15 protein-coding genes and 3 pseudogenes are annotated in these 22,519 nt (G+C 72.0%); 8 read left to right on the forward strand and 10 right to left on the reverse strand.

Annotated elements, in window-relative coordinates; genetic code table 11:
- The first annotated feature begins 102 nt into the window (after positions 1-102).
- Positions 103-1,479 (forward strand): hypothetical protein, encoded by a 1,377-nt coding sequence (locus G6R25_RS09080; RefSeq protein WP_336500998.1) that lies wholly within the window; start codon positions 103-105, stop codon positions 1,477-1,479.
- 28 nt (positions 1,480-1,507) lie between these two features.
- On the opposite strand, the gene fabI is transcribed toward G6R25_RS09080, so the two are convergent.
- From fabI to G6R25_RS09095, 3 genes and pseudogenes are all read right to left on the reverse strand, one after another.
- Positions 1,508-2,281, reverse strand: coding sequence for an enoyl-ACP reductase FabI (fabI, locus tag G6R25_RS09085; RefSeq protein ID WP_136446366.1), 774 nt, complete (start codon positions 2,279-2,281; stop codon positions 1,508-1,510).
- 166 nt (positions 2,282-2,447) lie between these two features.
- Positions 2,448-3,629 carry a cation:proton antiporter gene (locus G6R25_RS09090; RefSeq protein ID WP_163552621.1) on the reverse strand — a complete coding sequence of 394 codons (1,182 nt, stop codon included), beginning with the start codon at positions 3,627-3,629 and terminating at the stop codon, positions 2,448-2,450.
- A gap of 21 nt (positions 3,630-3,650) precedes the next feature.
- Positions 3,651-4,134, reverse strand: a pseudogene (locus G6R25_RS09095) (cation:proton antiporter regulatory subunit).
- 437 nt (positions 4,135-4,571) lie between these two features.
- Here G6R25_RS09095 and G6R25_RS09100 point away from each other — a divergent pair.
- Positions 4,572-5,075: a PGPGW domain-containing protein gene (locus G6R25_RS09100; RefSeq protein ID WP_163552622.1), complete on the forward strand. Its 504-nt coding sequence runs from the start codon at positions 4,572-4,574 to the stop codon at positions 5,073-5,075.
- A gap of 31 nt (positions 5,076-5,106) precedes the next feature.
- On the opposite strand, the gene G6R25_RS09105 is transcribed toward G6R25_RS09100, so the two are convergent.
- Positions 5,107-5,496, reverse strand: a complete 390-nt coding sequence (locus G6R25_RS09105; RefSeq protein ID WP_136446370.1) for a hypothetical protein — start codon at positions 5,494-5,496, stop codon at positions 5,107-5,109.
- 365 nt (positions 5,497-5,861) lie between these two features.
- Here G6R25_RS09105 and G6R25_RS09110 point away from each other — a divergent pair, with 365 nt between their 5' ends.
- The 3 genes from G6R25_RS09110 to G6R25_RS09120 all read left to right on the forward strand — a co-directional run bounded on the left by G6R25_RS09110 (position 5,862) and on the right by G6R25_RS09120 (position 10,524).
- A complete protein-coding gene (locus tag G6R25_RS09110; RefSeq protein WP_163552623.1) occupies positions 5,862-7,748 on the forward strand; it encodes a glycoside hydrolase family 15 protein in 1,887 nt (628 codons plus the stop codon).
- Between the two features lie 176 nt (positions 7,749-7,924).
- Entirely contained in the window at positions 7,925-9,208 is a 1,284-nt protein-coding gene (locus G6R25_RS09115) for an L-2-hydroxyglutarate oxidase (RefSeq protein WP_163552624.1), read from the forward strand.
- Between the two features lie 143 nt (positions 9,209-9,351).
- Entirely contained in the window at positions 9,352-10,524 is a 1,173-nt protein-coding gene (locus tag G6R25_RS09120; protein WP_163552625.1) for an aminotransferase class V-fold PLP-dependent enzyme, read from the forward strand.
- A gap of 18 nt (positions 10,525-10,542) precedes the next feature.
- Here G6R25_RS09120 and G6R25_RS09125 read toward each other — a convergent pair whose 3' ends face one another.
- Positions 10,543-11,583, reverse strand: a complete 1,041-nt coding sequence (locus tag G6R25_RS09125; RefSeq protein ID WP_235947892.1) for an HNH endonuclease signature motif containing protein — start codon at positions 11,581-11,583, stop codon at positions 10,543-10,545.
- Positions 11,570-11,959, reverse strand: a complete 390-nt coding sequence (locus G6R25_RS26600; RefSeq protein WP_235947894.1) for a hypothetical protein — start codon at positions 11,957-11,959, stop codon at positions 11,570-11,572. Before G6R25_RS26600 ends, G6R25_RS09125 begins: the two co-directional genes overlap by 14 nt.
- A gap of 278 nt (positions 11,960-12,237) precedes the next feature.
- On the opposite strand from G6R25_RS26600, the gene G6R25_RS09130 reads away from it, so the two are divergent.
- The gene (locus tag G6R25_RS09130; protein WP_163552626.1) at positions 12,238-13,380 is read left to right on the forward strand and encodes a DUF5685 family protein; all 1,143 of its coding nucleotides are present in this window, start codon (positions 12,238-12,240) and stop codon (positions 13,378-13,380) included.
- Positions 13,381-13,594: 214 nt separating this feature from the next.
- Positions 13,595-14,276 (forward strand): annotated as a pseudogene (locus G6R25_RS09135) (response regulator).
- A 395-nt stretch (positions 14,277-14,671) separates the two neighbouring features.
- On the opposite strand, the gene G6R25_RS09140 reads toward G6R25_RS09135, so the two are convergent.
- The 3 genes from G6R25_RS09140 to pyk all read right to left on the reverse strand — a co-directional run bounded on the left by G6R25_RS09140 (position 14,672) and on the right by pyk (position 20,447).
- Entirely contained in the window at positions 14,672-15,538 is an 867-nt protein-coding gene (locus G6R25_RS09140; protein WP_163552627.1) for a hypothetical protein, read from the reverse strand.
- A 114-nt stretch (positions 15,539-15,652) separates the two neighbouring features.
- Positions 15,653-16,822, reverse strand: a complete 1,170-nt coding sequence (locus G6R25_RS09145; RefSeq protein WP_235947896.1) for a hypothetical protein — start codon at positions 16,820-16,822, stop codon at positions 15,653-15,655.
- A 2,209-nt stretch (positions 16,823-19,031) separates the two neighbouring features.
- Positions 19,032-20,447, reverse strand: a complete 1,416-nt coding sequence (gene pyk / locus G6R25_RS09150) for a pyruvate kinase (protein ID WP_163552628.1) — start codon at positions 20,445-20,447, stop codon at positions 19,032-19,034.
- Positions 20,448-20,718: 271 nt separating this feature from the next.
- Here pyk and G6R25_RS09155 point away from each other — a divergent pair, with 271 nt between their 5' ends.
- Positions 20,719-20,898: a hypothetical protein gene (locus tag G6R25_RS09155; protein ID WP_136448831.1), complete on the forward strand. Its 180-nt coding sequence runs from the start codon at positions 20,719-20,721 to the stop codon at positions 20,896-20,898.
- A 76-nt stretch (positions 20,899-20,974) separates the two neighbouring features.
- Here G6R25_RS09155 and G6R25_RS09160 read toward each other — a convergent pair.
- Positions 20,975-22,468: pseudogene (locus G6R25_RS09160) on the reverse strand (ABC transporter ATP-binding protein); the annotation flags it as partial.
- Positions 22,469-22,519: the final 51 nt, after the last annotated feature.

The following is a 22,519-nucleotide window of genomic DNA, read 5'->3' on the forward strand; positions in this document are numbered from 1 at the left end:
CACCAGATCGCTTGAAACCACAACTCAACGACACCTAACAAAGCCCTACTAGGCGACCTTGGCGGGCACGACATCGCGCTGCTGATCGACGCCTTCGACGAGGTGGCAGCGGACCGGCCGACCGTGCTGTTCGCCTACACCAGCGACCGGCTCGCACCGGCAGACGGCGCCGACCCGGCCGCGGACGCCGACCGCCGCGGCCCGCCCGCGCCGGCTGCCGCGCAGATCGCCGCCCCCAACGCCCCCGACACGGTCGACGCGGCGTCCCACGGCGGTGGGTCGATCGTCGTCCTGCCACCGCCCGAGGGAGCGCGGCGCCTCACCAGCCATGTGCCGCGCTACCTGGACCAGGCTCCGGTACCGCTGCGCACCCCCGCGCAGGTGCCCGCGCACGCCGCCCGCCGCTTCCCGGAGCGGATCTCCACCCAGGAGGCGTTCGGGGAACTGCTTCGCGACCTGCCCCGGCTCGCCCCGCAGGCAGCGGCCGCGGTGGTCACGATCAGCACCCGGGCGGCCGATCCCGTGCTCGCCGGCTGGCTGGCCGCCGCCGAGCCCGCGGCGACGAACGGCGAGGCCCCGGCGGGGCGTCACGTGGCCGGCGGCCTGTCCGCGGCGGCCTTCGGCGGGGTACTCGGTTCGCTGGGGATCGCCTGGAGCCGGCAGGGCCTGCCACTGCTGCCGATCGGGGTCGCCGACGAGGTGTCGGCCGGTCGGGTACTGCCCGGCTGGTTCGCCGCGGGCAGCGCCGACGCCCGCTCCATGCTGGCGGTCGCCGACACCGGACTGGACCCGGTCACCCGGGCCCTGGCGTGGAACGGCGGTGCCCCGGCTGGGATCGCGACGACCTGGGTGCCGGCGTTCGCGCACGACCTCGCGTGGTGCCTGCTGGCCGGGCTCGGCCAGCAGGCCCGGCTCGACGGCGCGTCCAGTCTGATCCAGCTCTGCGCCCGGCAGGTGGACCAGCGGCTCGCCGAACTACCGGTGGACGCGGACGGCTGGCGTCGCCGTCGCGCCCTGGTGCTCGCCGGCGGATACCGGCTGCACGAGGGCGGCCCGGGGGCTACGATCACCCTCGTCGGCGTCGGCCCGGTCCTGCCGGAGGTGCTGCGCACCGCGGCGGAGCTGCGCGCCGGGCTCGGACACGAGGTGAGCGTGGTCTGCCTGACCTCGCCGGGCGCCGTGTTCGGAGCGCTGCAGGCCCGCCGCGGGCTGGCCGACGGGTCGGACGCGCTGCTCGCCGAGCTCTTCCCGGCGAACCGGCGGTGCCCGATGGTCACCGTCGTCGACGGTGACCATCGGACGCTGAGTTTCCTGGCGGGCGTGCACGGCGATCCGATCTCGACGCTCGGCTCAGCCGCGCCGCCGCCGGCCGCCGCCGCGGCGGCGGCGGCGACCCGAGCGGAGGCCGTCCCCGTCACGGTGGACGTCATCGTCGGAACGGCGTTGGACCTGCTCGACGAGGCGGCGGCCGCCGGCTGACCCCCGGCGGCCGAATGCGGGCCGCCGGTCAGACGCCGACCGCGTGCACGCCGCCGTCGACGTGGACGATCTCGCCGGTGGTCGCCGGGAACCAGTCAGACAGCAACGCCACGCACGCCTGGGCCGCGGGCGTCGTGTCGTGGACGCTCCAGCCCAACGGCGCCCGACCGTCCCAGACGTCCTCGAACTGGCTGAAGCCCGGGATGCTCTTGGCCGCCATCGTGCGCAGCGGGCCGGCCGCCACCAGGTTCACCCGGACACCGCGCGGGCCCAGGTCGCGGGCCAGATAGCGGGCCGTGGACGCCAAACCCGCCTTGGCGACGCCCATCCAGTCGTAGGACGGCCAGGCGACGGCGGCGTCGAAGTCGAGGCCCACGATCGATGCCCGTTCCCCGAACAGGGGCAGGGTCGCCCGGGTCAGGGAGGCCAGCGACCAGGTCGACACCTGCAGGGCGGTGCCGACCTCGGTCCAGGCGGCCTCGACGAACGGCTTGCCGCCGAGGACCGACTCGGGCGCGAAACCGATTGCGTGCAGCACCCCGTCAAGGCCGTCGACGTGCTCGAGCACCCGCCCGGCGAGCCCGGCCAGCTGCTCTTCGTCGGTGACGTCCAGCTCGACGACCGGCGCCTCGGTGGGCAGCCGCCTGGCGATACGCCGCGTCAGCGACAGCCCACGTCCGAATCCGGAGAGAACAACCTGCGCGCCCTGTTCCTGCGCGATGCGGGCAACGCTGAACGCGATCGATGCTTCGGTGAGAACGCCGGTGACGAGAATGCGCTTACCTTCGAGAAGTCCGCTCATGGGCCGCATCCTGCCAAACATGGCCGCCCGAGTGGGCACACCCGGGCCCGTAAGTTCGCCCCGTTCCGGTCGGACAGCGCCGCGGGCGGGCGACGACCCTCTCCGACGCCGATGCAACGTGGATCAACCGTTGCGGACTCGTCGATTCGGTACCGCCGCCCGGTGATCAGGGGCGGCTCAACCGGCCGCGGGCCGCGCGGGTCACCGGCTCGACGAACCGGGCAGCCAGCGGGCCGATAATCGCCATGAGCAGCACATAGCAGGCGGCGAGCGGGCCCAGCTTCGGTTCGATGCCGGCCGCCACGGCGAGCCCGGCGATCACGATCGAGAACTCGCCCCGCGCAACGAGGGCCGCGCCCGCCCGGAACCGGCCCATCGTCCCGATCCCGGCGGAACGGGCCGCCCACCACCCCGTCATGACCTTTGTCACGACGCCGGCAAGCGCCAACAGCGAACCGGCGAGTAGCGCCGGGGGGATGTCGGCGGGGGCCGTCTGCATGCCGAAGAAGACGAAGAAGACGGCCGCGAACAGGTCCCGCAGCGGCCGGAGCACCTCCTGCGCGCCCTCGGCCACGGGGCCGGACAGGGCGATGCCGACGAGGAAGGCGCCGACGGCGGAGGACACCTGCAGCCGCCGGTCCAGGCCGGCCACGAGCAGCGCCAGCCCCAGTGCCCGTAGCAGCAGGACCTCGTCGTCGCGGTCCGCGGACGGGTTGAACACCAGTCGGGTCACCTTGTCGCTGTGCCGCAGCGCGACGTAGAGCACGGCGACGAGCACGCCGAGGGCGATCGCCACCGTCAGCGACCCGCGGGCGAGGCTGTGATGGGCCAGCAGCGCGGTCAGGATCGGCAGGTACACGGCCATCGCCAGGTCCTCGAGCACAAGAACGGACAGCACGACCGGCGTCTCCCGGTTACCGAGCCGCCCGAGGTCGCCGAGGACCTTCGCGATGATCCCGAAGGAGGAGATGGCCGTCACCCCGCCGAGGACCACCGCCGCCGTCGGGCCCCAGCCCAGAATGAACGCCGCGGCGACGCCCGGGGTGGCGTTCAGGACCAGATCGAGCACCCCCGACCGGGCCTGTTTACGCAGGCCGGACAGCAGCTCGCCGGCGGTGTACTCCAGACCGAGGGTGAGCAGCAGCAGGACGACACCGATCTCGGCACCGACGCCGATGAACTCCTCACTGGCGCCGAGCGGCAGCAGCCCGTCGTGGCCGAAGGCCAGGCCGCCGACGAGATAGAGCGGGATGGGGGAGATTCCGACGCGCAGCGCCAGATGTCCGAGGATGCCGAGGGAGAACAGAACTCCCCCGAGCTCAAGGAAGGTCGTCGCGGTGGAATGCACTCGATCCGGCCAACCCGCTCGTCAGCCGGAGTGGAGCAACGCGGCGACGGACGCCGTGTTCTCCGGGGTCCCGACGACCACCACGATGTCCCCGGCCTCGAACCGGAAGCCCGGCCGGGGGGGAGGCGTGGACGATCTGGTTGCGGACGACGGCGACGATGGAGGCGCCGGTGCGGGTGCGAGCCTGGGTGTCACCAAGCGGACGGCCCGCGAAGGGCGAGTCGGCCAAGATCGCGATCTGCTCGCCGACCAGCCCGGCAAACGCGCTGCTGATGTCGGCCAGCTTCTCGACGATGTGCGGCGCGCCCAGCAGCTCCGAGAACGCGTCACTCTCCTCCGCCGTGAGCGGGATGGAGTCCTGGGAGGAGTCGGGATCATCGGAATCGTAGATCACGAGGTCACGCCGCCCGTGATGATGGGACACGACCCCCAGCCGACGGCCACTGCGCGTCTGGAAGTCGTGCCGCAGCCCGATGCCAGGGAGCGCGGTCTCCTCGATCTCCACAACAACCCTTTCCCTGCCTTGTCGACCCGCTCGTTCGTAGGAAGCTCCTGGTGAGCCGCCTTCGCCACCCTAACGAACGATCCGGGAACGCTCCTGGTTCGCGCTGATCACCCCGGAACGGAACGGCTTCGGCGATCCTGAGACATCCAGGGATCACCCACCATCCTCGCCGGCGACCGGCGAGCTCACGCAGAGCCACGGGCTGGAACGCGGCCCAGTTCACGGAGCCGAGCTCGGAGATCCGGGTCACGATTGTGGTGCGTGGCGCGTTGGACGAGGGTAACCACGACGATGTCGACGAGGCCCGGACGATACCCGCGAGGACGGTATCCGCCCGGATGTCCCAGCCGAACACCGCAACCGCCACCAGGAGCCACCATCGCCCGTGGAGACCTGCGCGCCACGTCCCGCCCATCCGTCCAGGGGAGTTGCCCGCCGTGCTGACCCAAAGCGCCCGACTGCTGCGCAGGATCGCCCTCACCGTGCTGGGGATCGTGGTCCTCGGCGTCGGCATCGCGATGCTCGTACTGCCCGGTCCGGGCTTCCTTGTGGTCGCCCTCGGGTTCTTCATCCTGAGCCTGGAGTACGAGTGGGCGCGCAGCCGCTTCGAGCGGACCCGGCGCAAGGCAGCCGACCTCGCCGATCAGGCCGCTGCCAACCGGTTCTCCTCGGTGTTCACGATCCTGTTCGGTCTCGGGATGATCGGCGTCGGCATCGCCTGGATCGTCGTCGACACCCTGCCCGCCTCGTCGCCCTGGAGCGGCGGGAGCCTGATCTTCAGCGGACTCGTCGTGCTGGCGACGATGATCGTCAGCCTGTGGCAGGCGAAGCAGGCGCGTGACGCCGGTCTGCCCACCCCCGCTGAAATCCTCGAGGAGCGGGAGCAGGAGGAGCAGGAGCAGGAGGAGCGGGAGCACGCCGGCGAGGCGCCGGCGGGGTAGGGCGCCGGCGGGGTGGGGCGCCGGCGGGGCGTCACTGGCCCTGGGTCTCCTGGCTGATGCCGACCACGCCCGGGTGGTCGTGCACGCACTTGTACACGGCCGCGCGATCGGCTGTCGATGCCTGCGCGACGTCGTAGCGCAGCGGATACGCCCGGCTGGTGGCGAGGTTGTTGCGGTCCTTCGGCAGCTGGATCGCGCGGCCCACCGAGGGACACGCGGCGCGCACGGCATCCTTCTGCGCCGTCGTCGCCTCCGGGGTGAAGTAGACGACCGCCTCCTGCTTGGGCGGCGGCCCGCTCAGCGTCGCGTAGATCCCGAACGCGATCAGGCCGATGGCCGCGAGGGTGATCGCCACCACCGCCGTGCGGCGCCGCGGGTCGGCCAGATACCGCACGGCGCGGGTGGCGGCGGTGGGCGACATAGAGGCCACGTCGTGAATCCTGTCACATCGGGGAAAGTTTTCTGGTCCGGATTACGGATGGACCACCGCGAAGTCCGGACCCCCAACCTAGCCGGCCGGCGCAGTCCGTAAGGTGAACGCCTTTGTGAGGCTCAGCGACCTCCGCCACGTGTGACCGCCGCACCCCGCCCGACCGACCTGCCGGGCGCGGCGCGCGCCCCCGGGGCACGCGCATCGGCACACCGTCGACCGGCGGCGCCCTGCCCACGATCGGGCCCGACAACGGGCCACATCCGATGACGCCGGCGACGGCGCTCATCCCACATCCGGCGATCATCATCTTCCGATGATCGCGACCAGCGAACCATGGGAGCGAGGAACAGGTCGTGCCATCCCTGATCGAGGACTATGCGCTGATCGGCGACACCCACTCTGCGGCACTCGTGGCGCGCACGGGCTCGATCGACTGGTTGTGCCTGCCCCGATTCGACTCACCGTCCTGCTTTGCCGCGTTGCTCGGTGACGCCGACGACGGGCACTGGCAGATCGCCCCGGTCGAACCGGTTCTCGGCGTTAGCCGCCGCTACCGCGGTGACACCCTGGTACTCGAGACGGACATGACCACCGCCTCGGGCACCGTGCGCATCGTCGACGCGATGTTCCCCCACGCCGGCACCCACACGGTGCTGCGGCTCGTCGAGTGTCTCGAGGGCGCCGTCCACATGCGCTCGGAGACCCGGTTCCGGTTCGACTACGGCTCGATCGTGCCGTGGGTGCGTCGGGTCGACGAGCACACCATGTCCGCCGTCGCCGGCCCCGACGCCGTCACCCTGCGCACCACCGCCCCCATGGAGGGGCACGACATGGCCACCTACGCCGACTTCCACGTCGCCGCCGGCCAGTCCGTGCCCTTCTCCCTGACCTGGACGCCGTCGCACCAGTCCCCGCCGCCGATCCACGACGTCCGCCGCATGATCACCCTCACCGAGGCGTGGTGGTCGGACTGGATGGCCGGTTGCACCTACGACGGTCAGTGGCAGCCCGCCGTGCGCCGCTCCCTGATCACCCTCAAGGCGTTGACCTACGCCCCGACCGGGGGCATCGTCGCGGCCGTCACCACCTCCCTGCCCGAGCACATCGGCGGGGTGCGCAACTGGGACTACCGGTACTGCTGGCTGCGCGATACGACGATCACCCTGCTGGCCCTGCTCGACGCCGGGTTCACCAGCGAGGCGACCGCGTGGCGGGAATGGCTGCTGCGCGCGGTGGCGGGCGACCCGTCCCGGGTGCAGATCATGTACGGCGTCGGGGGGGAACGCCGGCTACCCGAGTACGAGGTGCCCTGGCTCGCCGGCTACGAAAGTTCCTCCCCCGTCCGCGTCGGCAACGCCGCCGTCGACCAGTTCCAGCTCGACGTCTACGGCGAGGTCCTCGACGCCCTGCACGTGGCGCGGGTCGCGGTCGCCAACCGGCGGCCGTCCGTCCCCGGGCTCGTCCTGCCCGGCGGGCAGGCGATCGCCGACCACCAGAGCGACGATTCCTGGCCGCTGCAGACCAAGCTGATGGACTTTCTGGAGACCGGCTGGCGCAAGACCGACGAGGGCATCTGGGAGGTCCGCGGGCCACGCCGGCACTTCGTTCATTCCAAGGTGATGGCCTGGGTCGCGGCCGACCGGGCCGTCCGCGGCATCGTCGAGTCCGGCCTGCCCGGTCCCGTGGAACGCTGGTCCGCGCTGCGCGACGAGATCCACACCGAGGTCTGCGCGCGGGGCTTCGACTCGGACCGCAACACCTTCACCCAGTTCTACGGCTCCCGTGAGCTTGACGCGGCGCTGCTGTACATGCCGCTGGTCGGCTTCCTGCCGGCCACCGATCCCCGCGTCGTCGGCACGGTCGCCTCGATCGAACGAGAACTGATGGAGGACGGCTTCGTCCTGCGCTACCCGACCGCCGAGGACGGCGCGGTCGACGGGCTGCCCGCCGGCGAAGGTGCCTTCCTCGCCTGCACCTTCTGGCTGGCCGACAACTACGCGATGTCCGGGCGGGTCCAGGAGGCCCAGGAACTGTTCGAACGCCTGTTGTCGCTGCGCAACGACGTCGGCCTGCTCGCCGAGGAGTACGACCCGCGGCTGGGTCGGATGACCGGCAACTTCCCGCAGGCGTTCAGCCACGTCCCGCTGGTCAACACGGCCCGCACCCTCACCGACGCACTGCGCGGGGTGCCGCGCTCGCGCACCGACCGGGCGCACCCGCCGGGCCACTTCTTCGGCTGAGCCGCTCGGGAGCGCGGCGGCGGCGCAGGGGCGGCGGATCACCTGGCGACGGGTCCGCCGCGCCGCCGTCGGGAAGGACTATCAGCTCGTCACACAGTGTGTATGCCGATACTTGTTCCGTACCGTCGGCGTGGTGGCGGACTCCAGCCGATCGACGAGAAGCAGGGGGGCGGGGCGTGGCAGGTCGGATCGCGGTCATCGGCGGCGGCATACTCGGACTGGCGGTGGCCCGGCGCCTCGGCCAGGTCGAACCGGGAGCGACCGTGACCGTGTTCGAGAAGGAGCCCGATGTCGCCCGGCATCAGACCGGACGCAACAGCGGTGTCGTCCACGCCGGTCTCTACTACGTCCCAGGCTCATTGAAAGCCACCCTGTGCCGGCGCGGCGTCGGCCTGCTGCGCGCGTTCTGCGACACCCACGACATCCGTTACGACGAGTGCGGCAAGGTCGTCGTCGCGGTCGACGACAGCGAACTGGAGCGGCTGGCCGAGATCGAGAAGCGCGCGCAAGCCAACGGAGTTCCCCGGACCCGCATGCTCGACGCCGCCGAACTGCGGGGGATCGAACCGCACGCCCGGGGAGTCGCCGCCCTCCACTCCCCCACCACCGCAATCGTCGACTATCCCGGGGTCGCGCAGGCACTACGTAAAGAGATCATCGCCGCGGGCGGCACGGTGCGCACCGGCGCCGAGGTAGTCGGCGTCGACGAGCGGCCGGACGGGGTGCACCTGCGGCTCACCGTCACCGGTTCGGCCGGCGCCCGGCCCAACGGCAATCACGAGATCGCCTCCAGGGACGGCGGGCGGGTCGCGGCCGTCTCCGAGCGCGTCGGCCCGTTCGATCTGCTGATCGCCTGCGCGGGTCTTCAGTCCGACCTGGTGGCGACCCTCACCGGCGAGGACCCGTCCCCGCAGATCATCCCCTTCCGCGGCGACTACTGGCTGCTGCGCCCGCAGCGGCGGGACCTCGTGCGCGGGCTCATCTATCCGGTGCCGGACCCCCGATACCCCTTCCTCGGAATCCACCTCACCAAGCGCATCGACGGCGAGATCCTCGTCGGCCCCAACGCGGTGCTCGCCACCGCCCGCGAGGGCTACACGCTCGGCACCGTCCAGGGCGGCGACCTGCGGCGCACCCTGACCTGGCCCGGCTTTCACAAGATGGCCAGGACGCACTGGAAGACCGGCGCGAAGGAGATACTGCACACCGTCAGCAAGCGGGCGTTCATCTCCGAGGCCCGGCGCTACGTGCCCGAGCTGCGGACCAACGATGTGGTGCGCGGTCCGGCCGGGGTGCGTGCCCAGGCGGTGGCCCGGGACGGCAGCCTCGTCGACGACTTCGTCCTGTCGCACACCGGTCGAGTCGTCCACGTCCGCAACGCGCCGTCGCCGGGCGCGACGGCGTCCCTTGCCATCGCGGAGCACATCGTCAGCAAGGTCGTGCCCGAACCGGCGAGCTGATACCGGCCGATGGGTGCGATCCTGGTCCGGTGGGTGCGACGGCGAGCCGCCAGAATCGTGATGATCTCACTGACGCGGCGGCGGGCGACCGCGCGGGGACGGATCTGGCCCGGCGCTGGCGTGCCGCACGGCCACCCTCAGCCGTGACCCACCTGGACGCGGCCGCCGCCGCGCGGCCCAGCCAGGCGACCCTCGGCGCTCAGATCGCCCACCTACGGCGCGAAGGCGAACGCGGCGCATACGTCGCCGAGGTGGAGGCCGAGGAGGTTCTGCACTCCGCGCGGGCGGCACTCGCCGGCCTCATGGGGCCCGGCCTCGGCCCTGACGATCTCGCTTTTCACCATTCGGCCAGCACCGCCTTTGCCGCGCTGCTCACCGCATGGCCTCTTCCTCCGGGGGCCCGAGTCGGGGTTCTCCCGAGCGAGTTCGGCTCCAACATGCTCCTACTCGAGGCCCTGGCGCGCCAGACGCCACTTGAACTGATCGATCTGCCGGTCGACCCACACGGAGTGATCGACCTCGACGTACTCGACCGAGTGGGGATTCCCAGTGCTCGGGCAGCCCGTCCACGTGCCCTCGACGAGTTGAATCTCGTCGTCTTTCCGCATGTCCCCAGCCAACACGGCATCGTTCAGCCAGCCGTGGAGATGGGCCGGCGCTGCACCGAGGCCGGAGTGCCACTGATCCTCGACGTCGCACAGTCCCTGGGCCAGATCGATGTCACCGATGTCCACGCGAGCGCCTACGTGGGAACGTCCCGCAAGTGGCTCTGTGGGCCGCGCGGCACCGGCTTCCTCGCCCTACGAGGCAACCTGGCCGAGCGCCTCGACGGCGCATCGCCGGGTCTTCACACCATGCGCCGGGGCGAGGACGCCCAGCCGCTTCCTCTGCCTGGGCTGTCCCGGCTGGGCATCGGAGAAGCCCCGGTGGCCTCCCGGATCGGCCTCGCCCAAGCGCTCGCCGAGCTGCTCGCCAGTGATCCCGAGCTCGTGTTCGCCCGCATCGGATACCTCGCCTCCCATGGCCGACGTGTACTGGACGGTGCCGGGGGCTGGCGGGTACGAGAGCGCCCGAGCCTGCCGACCGGCATCGTCACGCTCCAACCACCACCCGGCGTCGATCCCGTGGCCGTCCGCGATCGTCTCTTCCGGCAGGACGCGATCCTCACCAGCGCCATCCCGGTCCAGCGCAGCCGCGACCTCGCAGGACCGCTGCTGCGGGTGAGCGCCCACGTGTACAACGACCCGGCCGAGTTCGAGCGGCTCGCCGAAGCGCTCAACCGTGATCCTGGGAGTTCCGCACCGCCGCGCGCCTAGAGCCGAGAACGCGCGAGCTCAGCCGGCGTCAGGCCCACTCTGGCCGGCCGGGGGCGGGACATCCAGGTAGGGCTCAGGCAGCACTCGGTAGGTCCGTCCCTCCGGGCTGGTCCAGAGGAAGACGCCGGGCGTCGGCTGCTCGCATTTCCAGTCGGCCGCGGGGGGCTCGGTACGGCTGCGGACAGCGGGCTCCGGCGACGTCCGCCCCGGACCGGACCCACCGGCGGGCTTGCGCCGGGTGCGACGTCGACGACGACTCTCAGTGTGCTTGAGGTGATGGTGCCGAGCGCAGGCCGGGCCGAGATTGCCCTCCTCCGCACGGCCACCCTCCGCGTGCGGCTTCGTGTGGTCGATCTCGGAGTTCATCGCGGGCTTGTCACAGCCCGGAAAGATGCAATGGCGATTCCTCGCGCGTACGGTCCGCGCGACGCCCGGTGAGGGGAAGCGCCGCGCCCCGACCTTGACGACCTGGCCGTCCCGCGGATCGGTGAGCATCTGCCGCCAGGTCGCCCGCGAACCGGCGGCGAGCTCGCGGGCGAGCTCTGCCGGAATCGGACCGTACCCGGCGAGCTCACCCGGCTCGTCCGAGAGCCCCATCAGGGTGGAGATCGGCACCACGACCTGCATCTCGGTACGAACTCGATTCCGGTCCTGTCCCATCAGCAGGTCGTAGAGGACGTCGGCCCTGCGCTCGTCCAGCGTGCGCTTTTCCTCCGGGTCCGCGGCCGCGCGACGGGCCAGCGCGTCGATGCGGTGGTACACCGACACCGCCCGCTCGGCGGAGAGCAGCGCACGCAACGTTGCCATACCATTCTCCTCGTCGGTGATCCGCAGGTTGCGACCTCGCGCCGCATGGCGATGGCGGCGGTCCGCCCCGTCCGGGTCGACCTTGAGTACCCGACGGCGCACCGCGGCGCGGAAGGCCGCGTGGCTGGCCCGCCGGCCCTGCTCGAGCGCAGCCTGCTCGGCCGCTCCGGCCTGCGCGGCGTTCAAGGCCGCCGTCTGGCGGGCCAGCGCCTCCACCCGCTGCAGGTCAATGCGACCCTCATACAGGGGCATGCAGACTCGCCGGCAGCCGGGAGCACACCTCAGCCGCCAGCTGGAGCCTGCGGCTCCCGACAGCAGGCGCGACACCGAGCTCGGCCGCGAGCTCCTCCCCCGCGAACTCGGTGAACCGCCGCTCGCTCGGCTCACCCTCGAGCGGCGGACGATGTTCGGCGAACCGCGCCCGCATGGCAAGCTGCTCCGCCTGCAGCCGCGCGATCTGTCGTTCGAGCTGGACATCGAAGCGCAGGCATTCGTCCGCGCTCAGCTCACCGACCACCCGATCGAACACGCGCATCGCGCCGTGGCCGGGCGGGATCTGCGCCTCGGCCTCTCCAGGACCGGCGGCTGGCCGCTCCGCGTCGCCCGCATCTGACAGCTCTGTTGGCATTGCCGCACCATCGCTTCCTCGACGACAGGTGAACTCCACCTCGTCCGGCTTCTGGCCGAACGAGGGAGCTCTACCCGAACTCAAACTGGTGTTCGAGTCTAAGCTATCCTCGATCGCATGGAAACGACCCATCCGCTCCCCGGCCGACCTCCGCGCCGACGGGCCAACCTCGTCCAGTGGCGCCGCACAGGCGGTTGCGCCATCGCTCACCGGGCCGAACACGAACCCTCCACCCGCGCGTACTCTCACCCCGCCTGTGCTTCTGAGAGGGTGCGACCATGTTTGGAGTAGTTCGCCCCTGCCTGCGCCAGCTGTCCGTCGATCTGCACGCGGCCTGGATGTCTCACCTCTGCGGATTATGTCTCACCCTCCGTGACCATCACGGCCAGTGGACTCGAGTCGCCACGAACGTGGACGCCGTACTCGTGTCGGTACTCGTCGCCGCGCAGGCCGACTCGCCGGGCGAACGCCGCAGGGCCGGACTATGTCCGTTGCGCGCGATGCGCCGGATCGAGGTGGCGGCATCCACCGAGGCGGGCCCACGACTGGCGGCCGCAGTGTCCCTCGCCGCCGGCGCGATCGCCGTGCATGACCACATCGCGGACGGCGACGGCCTCCTGCGCCGCCGCCCCGCGGCCGCGATCGCGCGCCGGTTGGCCGACCGGGCCGGCTCCGCCGCCGTACGTACCGGTTCCGTGGTCGGGCTCGACGTCGCCCAGCTGGACCGCGCGGCGGCGGAGCAACGGGTCCGTGAGGGTGGCAGCGCCCGGGGCCGAGCGGCGCTGTTGGCCGCGTTGGCCCCGACCGAGACCGCGGTCTGCGCCGTCCTCGCGCACACCGCCGTCGTGGCCGGGTCCGACGACAACCGCACGCCCCTCGCGACGGTGGGACGGCACCTCGGCCGCGTCGTCCACCTCCTCGACGCCGTCGCAGACCAGACCGACGATGCTCGCTCGGGATCCTGGAACCCGCTGACGGCCACGGGCACCAGCCCGGCCGAGGCCAGCCACCTATGCGAAGAAAGCCGCCGAGACCTGCAGCGTGCGCTGGCGCAGGTGCGATTCACCGACACGGTCGATGCCCGACTCGCCCGTCTCCTCGTCGGCGACGGCCTCGGCCACGCCATCAGCCGAACCTTCGTGTCCGCAGGGTCAGCTCCCGGGCCAGGCCGCCCCGACGATCGGCCGGATGCTCCTCCCGACGCCCGGCCCCCACGCCGCCGGTGGCCGGGCTCGGCCTGCCTGGCCGCCGCGGGCATGTTCCTGACCTGCCAGATGTGCGGCGACTACACGTCGCCGCTCGACGGACAGCGAAAGGAGGGTCTGTGCAGCCGGTGCGGCGACCTCGACTGCTGTGACTGCTGTGAGTCCTGCGGCGAGTGCGCAGAGTGTGACTGCGGCGGTTGTGACTGTGGCTGCTGAGCTAGCCAGATGTTTCGACTTCGTTGCGCAAGTCCGAACCAGGTCGTGACGTCGGGTAGAGATCTGCTGAAATGGTGGGCGTCGCGCGAGCGGAGTCCCCGACGCTCCTCGCGGCCGGGAACGCCCCCACGTCCCCGCTGACGGGCACCGACGCCCGTAGGGCCGTGGTCGAGATCTGTCATGGCCGCAAATCCGGGAGAACGACTGGACCACCATGAACGCTGAGGACAACACGACGGCTCCCGCCATTATCACGGTTGCCGCGGTGGACGATCATCCGATCGTGCTGCGCGGTCTCGCAGATCTGCTGCACGACGTCAAGGACTTCGACCTTATCCGACACCGCCTGTTCCCTCGATGCCCTGCTCGCCGGTCCTGGGCGACATGCACAGGTGGTCCTGCTCGATCTCGACCTCGGTGACGGCACCGAGCCCCCGGACAACCTCCGGCGGCTGCTGTCCGACGAGCGAAGCGTGGTGGTGTTCAGCGCCGCGGCCGCGCCGGACACCGTCCGGCGTGCGATGCGCGCCGGCGCCTCGGGCTTCGTTCCCAAGACCGACGACGTCGAGGATCTGGCCACCGCAATCCGCGCGGCGGCCGCTGGTACCGGATGGATCTCTCCGCAGCTGGCTTTCCTGCTCCTCACCGATGATTCCCCGGACAAACCACACCTGTCCCCGAAGGAGGTCGAGGCGCTGCGCCTGTACGCGGCGGGGATGCCCCTGAAGACCGTCGCCCGGAAGATGGACGTCTCCCCGGAAACCGCCAAGCAGTACATCGACCGGGTCCGTCAGAAGTACCGACGGGTCGGCCGCGACGCGGCAACCAAGGTCGACCTCTTCAAGCGGGCCATCGAGGATGGGCATCTCGATCGCCACGCGGAGGGGATGGCCTGACCGAGGCGTCAGGCTGCCGAACCGCGCAACCGTGGTGATGGAACTGCGCCCAGCCGCGCCAGATCGGCCCAGAAAAGCGTGGTGGGCGCCAACACCCCCATGTCAGCGCCCACCACCCAGACCCACACTGGATCCCCGAATCCGGTGCGCGCCCTCGCGCCCCCCCCGCGTGGCGTGAGGGCGCGCGATCCGGTCAAGTGCGGAGCATCTCCGGCTCGTCCCCCGACCGAGCCTCGCTACTCCCCCCGTGCGCCCTTGACCTCGTTCATCGAGCCTGCTGTCGCGGTTGTCGTCATGACCCCAAATCCACCGAACCGGGCGTCCCCGCAATGGGGGTCACCCGTACCACGATCGGGTTATCCCCACCTGGTTCAGGCCGCTGCGCCGGCCGCCGGTCAACGACGCGTCTCGCCGCCCCGGCCACCGCGACCCGAAGCCTGATACGCGAATCGGACAACCACGCCGACCACAAAAACAACAAAACCACAACAGGCGATCACCCACAATCCCGGGCCGACCGTGGTCGCCGTGCGCAGCCCGCTGTCGGCGAACGGACCACCCCGGTAGAGCTGAACGAGGTCGACCACCGCGGTCAGCAAAACCATCAGCCCGGTCATGGTGGCGAGCATGCGTCCCCACTCCCTGCGCCCGGCGATGAGAAGCAGGCCCGCGACCACGGCGAGGATTCCGAGCAGCACCGTCAACCGCCCGTGCTGGTCGGGATCGGTCCCCCGCACGGTGAACTCCACGAACCCGTAGGCCCGCACCGTCGCCCACCGCATCCCCGATGCGATGATCACGGCGACTCCGGCGCAGACCGCCACCGGACCGGGTAGCCAACCGCCGTGGGACGCTATCCGGCGCAACCACGAGCGGGCGGCCGAATCCGCCGGGCGGACCGGCGCAGGCACTGAGATTCCAGCCGTTGCCGGCAAGGCCCACGGGTACGCGCCACCCGCCGCCGACTCCGGCCGCACGGCCACCCCGGCCACTCCGGCGATCGTGCCGACCGGCGGCGACAGCGTCACGGCGCCCTCCCGGGACCAGGCGGGATCGGCCGTCGCCGCGGCCCGCGCCCGCCACGCCCGCAGCTCCGCGGCGACAGCGACCGCGCGGTCGTCAACCTCGGGCGGGCCCGGGCCGACCGCGGGCGGTGTCCCCCGGCCGCCGGCCCCCGTGGCCAGCCTGGCGGCACCCCCGGCAGCCGGGGGTGAACCGGCATCCCCCGGACGGGCCCACGGACTCTGCTGTTGACCGCTCACCCACGCCACCACCGTCCGACACCCCGAGAGGGGTCCGACGACCGCCCCGCACGGTCGTATCACGCGGGGAAGCTGCCCGCATGACGCGAGGCAGAACCACCCATACCAGGCGAGTTACCGCCGGCCTCCGCCTCCGGACGGTGCCGTACGCGGCTGAAGCAATACCGCGCCGATCAGGGCGAGGATGCCGGACCCGAGCGTGAACATGATCCCGTTCTGCGGATGGATGGAGATCACGTCCGCCGAGATGGCCCGAAAGGAGGCGAGTGTCGGCGGTCCGTAGGCCCGGTCGAGCCCGGCAATCACCACGATCATGATGGCGACCAACCGGGCGACCAGAATATCCGCCGTGCGACCACCGATCGGCCGGCGCGCGAGCCGGGCGGCGCCCACGACACCCAGGAGGACTGCCAGGACGAGGACCAGCCGACCATCCCCGACGACGATGCCGTTGAACGTGCGTGTCTCGTTCGCGCTGGACATCTCGCTCCACGGTAGGACGCTGCCGATGACGCAGCCCACCGCGCCCACGATCACCGCCAGCGCCGCTACCGGTCGCGTCGTGCCCGGCCCCAGCGCGGACCCCGGTACCCCCTGCCCGGTTGCGCCGACCGATTCCGGCGATTCGCCGGTGCCCGGTGCCGGAGGCACCGGGTCAGACCGCTGCCCCCGTTCCGGCACCGCGCCGCGGACGGGATCCACGGATGCGCGGTCAGGGTCGGCGGGCTTGCCGGGCCGCGGCACCTCGTGCCGCGGCGTCACGCCCCGCCCAGCAGGTGAGCCGCGATCATCCAGGACTGACGGGGCGACAGCGTCGTTCTGACCACCGTCGAAGGCCTCGAACGCCTCGGATGCCCCTGGGCCCGGGTGGTGCCCCGGGTCCGCGTGACGCCAGCCGTCATCGGTGACCGCGAACCGGTTCGTGACATCACCGTGATCATCGTTCGCGTGTTCCCGACGCATCCCGACGCGCATCGTCGGCGGGTCGAGCTCCGGCCGTGCGGTCGGTGGCCGATCCAGACCGGCGGCGGCACGACTCCCGGCCCCCCTCACGTCCTCCGGCGCCCCGCCCGCGCCGCCGATGCCGCCGGCGGCTTCGCGTTGCGGCCCCGGGGTGCCCTGCCGACCGGGCCACGCGACGTCGGGAGCGGCGGCACGGGCCGAGGCACCCCGGGCGGGCGGCTGCGCCCTGGACGGGTCAGCGCCGCGTTCCTCCTCCCGCCTCGCGAGTGGATCGGGGATCCGAGGAACGGCCGGCTCCCGGTCGGGACCGTCGCCGCGCATCGGCCCGTCGGCCCGGCCCGCCGCATGGCGATCTGCGGCGTCGCGTTCTCCGGCCGGCCGGCCCGCCCCGGAGTCGGCGGGCCGGCCTGGCGATCGCGGTGCGTCACGCTCAAACCACGTGGGCCGGGGTCCGCCGGCAGCCGGCGCAGACGTGTTCCGGGGGGACGGCGGCGAGACCGCGGAGGGCGGTGTGAAATCAGACCTCGCGGGCGGCATGGCCCGAGATTGCAGGGGAGGTGCAGCGGCATTCGATCGCCCCGGGTCTCCGCCCACGGCGGAAGGCGGCTGCTGTGGCTGCTGTGGCTGCTGTGGCCGCACGACGCCGCCCGGCGACGGGTTACGGCCCGCGCCGGGTGCGGGATCGAGCCCGGTCCGGCCGGCCCGGGGTGTCCCCGAGGGAGCGGGGTGGGCGGCGCCGGCCGGGCCGGGTGGTCGCGTGCCGGCGCCCGCGGGATTCTCAGGCACACGTTCTTTCCCCGGCTGACCGGCAGCGGCACGGCCAGCCTTCGAAACTGCTTCGTCGCCAGCAGGCGCTGCCGGACCTCCGCTCGCCCCAGCCCGACCGGAGGCCAGCGCCCGTGCTCCCGCTGCGGATCCCGGCGGTGTTCCCAGAATGGACCCGGCCGGCGCCCCATCCGGCCCGCGTTCGTCGGCCGCACCAGCCTGACCCGTGGCTGCCGACCGCGCCCGAGTTCCGTGACCCGCGCTTCGTGCCGGTTCGGCCGCGCCGCTTCCTGCAGGTCCCGCGGGGCTGCGTGCATCGGCCTCGCCAGCGCGGTCCACCGACCCCGAGGACGACGCCCTGCGGGGGCCCCTGGCCGATGCCGGCGTCCCAGCAGACCCAGCCGACCCGGGCACGCCCGCCGGCGTTTGGGACCCGGCGCCGGCCCCTTCCCGCCCGCCGCCACCATCGCCAGCGGAGCCACCGCCGGCTCCCCCCGCAGAACTCTGCCGCCCACCGGGTCCGCCGTCTGCGCCCCCGCCCAGTGAGACCGGCGACCTTTTCGACCACGCCCCAGCCGCGGGCGTCATCCGGGCGGTGGACTGCCCGGAGCCCGAACGCGGCACTCCCGGTCTGGCCGCTGGCCGCTCACCGGCAGGCCCGCCCGGCGACGCGCTGGCAGCACGCGGACGTGCACCAGCGTTCCCCGTCCGCTGACCCGCCGCGGCCGGCGGCGGTCCGGCCTGGTCACGACCAGAGGTGCCGGCGGGCGCGCCGGCCGCCGGCCGCCCGCCGGGCAAGGCGGGGTCGGGTGCCTGACGGGCGGAGCCTGGGCCGCCGCCAGATCCACGGGTGTCACGGCCGGAGGGCGAATCCTCTCGCGCCGGCGTGGCGCTGGCCGGCTGGGACCGGATGGGGGCGAGCGGCGGGCGGATCGGGACGCGTCCAGCCTCGGCGGGACGCGCCGTCGCCGGAGAACGGGACCCTTCAGGGCGGCCACCGGCACCGGACCTGCCACCGGAGGAGCCGGCGGCACCAGCCGAGGACTCGCTCGCCGGGAACGCGGAGGCACGGGCGTTGGCGGGCGAGGCGGAGGCTGGACGGGCGGGTGGCCCCGAAACGACCCGACCCGCGGACGCGGCGCGCGGCGGAGTACGGGAGTCCGAGGGCGCCGAGGCGCCGGGCCGGTCGGCGGCCGCGGTCTGGGACTGGCCAGGGGGCTGGGAATCCGGCTCGGGGCCGGCCGGGCCCGGGCCGGCTGTCGGCGTGTCTGTGGGCGCTGGATCGTCCGGCCCGCTCCCCTGCTCGACCATGCAACCACTCCCTGACATGCACCCTTGTCCGACAGGCTGCCGCCCGATCGATCCGGACCCGCGCCGGCGGAATCCGCCGCGCTCCCGGTCGGCGGGTTGGGACGCGGCCGGCATCATCATGACAGCCGCCGGGGGTGTGTCGGGCGGGCACGGTGGATCGCTGCACGGGCGGTGTCGGCGCCCGCGCGGGAGGCCTTCCCCCGGGCTCCATCGCCGTGGGCCGGGGCGGGCGCGGACGCCGGGCCCGCCACCGCATCCGGCTGAAGATGCCGGGTGGCCTGGGGTCGGCGTCCGCTCGAGGTGGCGGGGCGCCCGACCGCCGGTCGGCGCGGGTGGGGCCCCGCGGCAACCGCCCGCCGGTCAGGCGTCAGATCACGTCACGTCAGGTCACGGCACGGCACGGCACGGCGCGTCACGGCACGACGCGTCACGTCGGCATTGCACGGTGCGGCCGTCAGACCGCCTCGCCGATGCGGTGGACCCGCATCATGTTGGTCATGCCGGCCACGCCCGGCGGCGTTCCGGCAACGACGACCACAAGCTCACCGGGCTGGCACCGGCCGATCTGGAGCAGGGCGGTGTCGACCTGGCGGACCATCTCGTCAGTGTTCTCCGCGATCGGCACGAGGAAGGTCTCCACTCCCCAGAACAGCGCCATCTGGTTGCGCACCGCCTGGATGGGGGTGAAAGCCAGCACCGGGACCTCGCTACGGTACCGGGCCAGCCGCCGGGCCGTGTCGCCGCTTAGGGTGTGCGCGACGAGGTAGCGGGCGCCGACGGCGTGACCGACGGAGGCGGCTGCCTGGGCAATCGCCCCGCCGAGGGTCCGTGGCTCGGTACGCAGCGGCGGGATTCGCCCGAGGTCCGCCTCGGCGGTCTCGATGATCCGCGCCATCGTGGACACCGACTCGATCGGGTAAGCCCCAACGCTCGTCTCCGCGGAGAGCATGATCGCGTCGGCGCCGTCGAGGACCGCGTTCGCGCAGTCGCTGGCCTCGGCACGCGTCGGCCGTGGCGCGCTGACCATGGACTCGAGCACCTGGGTGGCGACGATCACGGGCTTCGCCCGTTCCCGTGCCTGGCTGACGGCGTGCTTCTGCACCAGCGGCACGTCCTCGAGGGGCAGCTCGACGCCGAGGTCGCCACGGGCGATCATCAGACCGTCGAACGCCTCGATGATGCCGTCAAGGGCGGCGACCGCTTGCGGCTTCTCGATCTTGGCGTGGACGGGGACGCGGGTCCCGACCTCGTCCATGATCGCGTGCACGGACTTGACGTCGGCGGCGCTGCGCACGAAGGACAGCGCGATCATGTCGACCCCGAGTTCGAGGGCGTAGCGCAGGTCGTCGGCGTCCTTCTCGCTCAGCGCCGGCACGGTGAGCGCGGCCCCGGGGATGTTCATCCCCTTGTGGTCGCTGACCGGGCCGCCGATGACGACGGTGGTGTGCACGTCGGTGTCGGTGACGCCGTCGATCTGCAGGACGAGCCGGCCGTCGTCGACGAGGATGCGGCTGCCGGCCGAGACGTCGGCCGGCAGGCCGGAGTAGGTGGTGCCGACCTGGTGCTGGTCACCGGGCACGTCCCGGATGGTGACGGTGAACCGCTGGCCCGGTAGCAGGGTGGCACCGCCGTCGGCGAAGGTGCCCAGGCGGATCTTCGGGCCCTGCAGGTCGGCGAGGATGCCGACGTTGCGCTCGGCGGCCTCGGCCGCCTCCCGCACCCAGGCGTAGGTGACGGCGTGCTGTTCGTGTGTTCCGTGGGAGAAGTTTAGGCGGGCAATGTCCATTCCGGCGTCGACGAGGGCCCGGACCTTCTCTGGCGAGCTGGTGGCCGGGCCGAGGGTACAAACAATCTTGGCTCTACGTGGCACAGACAAAGCCTAAGTACTGATCGTCGGTCATTGCACACGGGGGCCGCCGAGAGAGGCGAGTCGCTCACCCGCTAGTAGTCAGATCAGGTCGATCCGGTACATGCTGCGCGTGGTCGCCTGGCGGCGTACCGTCCGTCTCGTCACCCGCGCCACACCCGTCCCTCGGCGCGCGTGATATGGGAAAGACGGCAAGGGCGCCGACGTTCCTGGGAGCCGCTCCACCCGGACGCGGAAGTCGGTATGACACGGTCGAGCACCCCCGGAGTCCGGCATGAATCGAAATCCCGCTATTCACCGTCACCCGTCCGGTGACATCGACATCGCCGTGGTCGAGGTCACCGCCGCCCCCGAGCCCGGTCACGTCGCCGCGCCGGCGCACCCCGGGCAGCCACCCGCGCTGACCGTCGCGCACGATTCGCCGCCGCCACCTTCGGTGGAGCCCGGGACCTGACCGAACGGTCTACCCCGCCGCCTCCCCCGGTCCGGCCGTGACCCGCATTCGCGGCTCGGCGAACCCCGGTCCGGGTTCAGGCGGGGACCGCGTTCGCGGCGTCGGCCAGACCACCCGACCCGCCGCCCGACTCGCCCGGCCGGCCACCCGACCCGCCGGTCGCGTCGTCGGTAGGCGCCGTGGCGGGACGGAACTGGGTCCGGTACAGCTCGGCATACAGCCCGCCGCGCGCCAGCAACTCGTCGTGGGTGCCGCTCTGCACGATGCGTCCGTCGGCAACGACGAGGATGCGGTCGGCCTCTCGCACGGTGGACAGCCGGTGCGCGATCACCAGCGAGGTGCGGCCGGCCAGTGCGGCGCTCAGGGCCTGCTGCACCGCGGCTTCGGACTCGCTGTCGAGGTGCGCGGTCGCCTCGTCCAACACGACGATGCCTGGCGCGCGCAGCAGCAGCCGGGCGATCGCCAGCCGCTGCTTCTCCCCGCCGGACAGCCGGTGCCCGCGGTCGCCGACGACCGTGTCCAGCCCGTCCGGCAGCGCGCGCACCAGCTCCCCGACCTGCGCGGCGTCCAGCGCTGACCACATCTGGTCAGCGCTGGCTTCCGGCCGGGCGAAGGCCAGGTTCGCCCGCACCGTGTCGTGGAACAGGTGGGCGTCCTGGGTGACCACGCCGACCGCGGCACGCAACGAGCGCAGGCTCAGGTAGCGCACGTCGTACCCGCCGACCCGGACGGCGCCGGAGCGGGCGTCGTACATCCGCGGGATCAGCTGGCTGATCGTCGTCTTGCCGGCCCCGGACGGCCCGACCAGTGCGATCATCTGACCGGGCTCCGCCCGGAAGGTGATGTCGTGCAGCACCGGCGCCGGAACCCTGGTGTCGAGGACCGCGACGGATTCCAGCGAGGCCAGGGAAACCTCATCGGCCGCGGGATACCGGAATCCGACGTGATCAAACTCGACGGCCGCCGCGCCTGCCGGCAGATCGACGGCATCGGTCCTGTCGACGATCACCGGTGCGAGATCGAGAACCTCGAAGACACGCTCGAATGACACCATCGCGCTCATGACGTCGACGTGCACGTTCGACAGCTGGGTGAGCGGTCCGTACAGCCGGCCAAGATACGCGGTGAGCGCGACGAGGGTGCCGACCTCCAGGTCTCCCCGGGCTGCGAGACGGCCGCCGACGCCGTAGACGATCGCGGTCGCCAGCGAGGCGACGAGGCTGAGCGAGGCGAAAAATATTCGGCCGTACATGGCCTGGGTGACCCCAATGTCGCGTACCCGCCCCGCCCGACCGCGGAAGTTGACCTCTTCGCGTTCGGGGGACCCGTAGAGCTGGGCCAGCATCGCGCCCGACACGTTGAATCGCTCGGTCATGGTGTTGTTCATGTCCGCGTTCAGTTCGTAACGTTCCCGGGTCAGTCGGGCGAGCCGCGGCGCGAACGCGCGGGCGGGAAGGATAAAAACCGGTAGTAACACCAATGACACGACGGTTATCTGCCATGACAGCACGAGCATCGCGGCGAGTACGAACCCGGCGGAGAGCACATTCGACAGCACTGAGGACAGTGAGCCTTTCCCGGTAACGTTTTGTCGCTTTGCGTGACATCAATGTGGTGTTGG

The organism is Candidatus Frankia alpina, assembly GCF_902806485.1.
Classification (GTDB): Bacteria; Actinomycetota; Actinomycetes; order Frankiales; family Frankiaceae; genus Frankia; species Frankia alpina.